Annotated in this window: 2 protein-coding genes; one reads left to right on the top strand and one right to left on the bottom strand. The window is 50.6% G+C overall.

The genetic code is table 11. The features are described from left to right. The coding region (locus VFS25_RS16865; RefSeq protein ID WP_326463339.1) for a hypothetical protein at window positions 1-327 on the bottom strand (327 nt) is incomplete at its 3' end. Window positions 328-482: 155 nt separating this feature from the next. On the opposite strand from VFS25_RS16865, the gene VFS25_RS16860 reads away from it, so the two are divergent. Further along, on the top strand, window positions 483-2,415 hold a 1,933-nt coding region (locus tag VFS25_RS16860; RefSeq protein WP_326463338.1), incomplete at its 3' end, for a carboxypeptidase-like regulatory domain-containing protein.

The raw sequence follows: 2,415 nt of genomic DNA, 5'->3' as shown, positions 1-2,415 counted from the left end.
TAAGCTGTCAACCGAAATATCAACTATTCTTTGGCCTAAATCATTATAAAGGCCGGGAAAGGTTATGGTAAGATACCCTTTCTCTGCATCTGCTTTAAAAAAACGCTTAATTTTCTCAAAATCATCCTGAACAAATGATTCATCTTTAGCTAAAACGTCAAGGTCTGGTCCGATAAATGACCTGAAATCAGCATACTCATCATCCTTAATTGAAGCAATAATCCTATGACTGGTTAACAGCATACGATCCCGGTTGGTGAATTTCATACACCCCAGGCCCAAAAACAATAAGAGGTAAAAAGGCTTAAAATATTTGCTGATATTCATTGCAGGAAGTTAACACCAATTCCCTCACTTTCAACCCTCACTTTCGTTGTAAAACACCCCATAATAATTAATTGCTAATTCCCAATCATTCGTTATTTTTAGTAAAAATAAACCTACATCAGCCCCGGCTCAACCAAAACAAAATTCTACCTTTTATGAAGAACGTGTTCCTTAAAACCTGTTTGTGTACCGCCCTGCTTCTGATTTTCCTATGGCCTGTAGCACAAGCGCAGCAAATCACTATCAATGGTGCAGTCACTAACAAAACTTCCGGTGAAAAAATGGCCGGTGTAACCGTTAGCGTGAAAGGCTCCCTCAGCGGTACCATTTCCGGTGCAAACGGCAACTTTAAGCTCACCACTTCCCACAGCCTGCCCTTAACCCTGGTTTTCTCCTACGTGGGGTTTAAAAGCGAAGAAGTACAGGTGCAAAATGCCAGCCAGGACATTAACGTGCAGCTGGAATCTACCGAAGTGCTCGGGCAGGAAATAGTGGTAGCCGCCAGCCGCGTGGCGCAAAGCATCCTGCAATCGCCCGTGTCTATCGAAAAGCTGGACGCACGCGCCATTAAAGCGTCGCCTGCGCCCACTTTTTACGACGCCCTGGCCAACATGAAAGGCGTGGAAATGAGCACCCAAAGCCTCACCTTTAAATCCGTAAACACCCGCGGCTTTAACAGCAATGGCAACACCCGTGTGCTGCAGCTGATTGACGGTATGGATAACCAGGCCCCCGGCCTTAACTTTTCCGTGGGTAACATTGTAGGTATTACAGAACTGGATATGGACAACGTGGAGCTGCTGCCCGGCGCCGCATCTGCCCTGTACGGGCCGAATGCGTTGAACGGCATTGTACTGATGAACAGTAAAAATCCTTTTGACTACCAGGGCCTGAGCGCGAATATCAAATCGGGCGTATTGTCTGACGATGGCCGCAGCAAAGCTACTACCGGCTATTATGATGTGAGCGTGCGCTATGCGCAGGCATTCAATAATAAATGGGCCTTTAAAGTAAATTTCGGCTACATCAAGGCCGACGACTGGCAGGCGTATGACCACCGCGACCAGAGCATCCTGAACGGCCATACCCTTACCGACGGTACCCGGGATAATAACCCGGCCTACAACGGTGTAAACACCTATGGCGATGAAACCAATGTGAACATGCGCACCTCCCTGCAATCTGCCGCGCTTACGCCCAATAACCCCCTGGGCATCGGCATCCAGCAGCTGTCTGCCGCCACGCAGGGCGCCATTACGCCGGCCATGATCTACAATTCCATTATGCCCGACAGCGCCCATTCCTTTGTATCGCGCACCGGTTATGATGAACGTAACCTGGCCGATTACGACACCAAGAACATGAAGATAAACGGCGCTATCCACTACCGCATTAATGCCAACCTCGAAGCCTTTATACAGGGCAGCTACGGCACCGGCACCACCGTGTACACCGGGGCAGACCGCTACTCCATTAAGAACTTTAAAATGGGCCAGTACAAAGCCGAGCTGAAAGGCAGCAACTTTTATGTGCGCCTGTACACCACGCAGGAACGCTCCGGCGACAGCTATGCCGTAGGCACCCTGGCCGCTGGTATTAACGAAGCCTGGAAACCCAGCACCACCTGGTTCCAGCAATACTTTGGCGCTTATGCCGGCGCATCGCTCAACACTTTTGCCGGCGCCTTTCAGCAGGCATTACTGAGCGGGCAGGACCCTGCCACTGCATACGCCACCGCTACTGCCGCCTCTCAGGGCAATGCCAATAACTTTCATTCGCAGGCCCGCGCCATTGCCGACAGCGGACGCTTAATGCCCGGTACCGCCGGCTATAACAACGCTGCACAGAACGTGCGCAGCAAACCCATTCCCGGCGACGCTAACGGCGTGGGCGCCAAATTCACCGACAAAACCAACCTGTACCAGGCAGAGTTCATGTATAACTTCAGCAACCTGGTGCCTTTTGTGGAAATACTGGCCGGCGGCAACTACCGCATTTACGCCCTGAACTCAGATAAAACACTGTTTGCGGTAGACGATAACGGCAAAGAGTTCCGGATTCACGAATACGGCGGCTATGTGCAGCTGG

The organism is Chitinophaga sp. (assembly GCF_035761305.1).
Classification (GTDB): Bacteria; Bacteroidota; Bacteroidia; order Chitinophagales; family Chitinophagaceae; genus Chitinophaga.
Note: the sequence above shows the minus strand (reverse complement) of the source record. Positions and strands in the feature narration are given on the sequence as shown.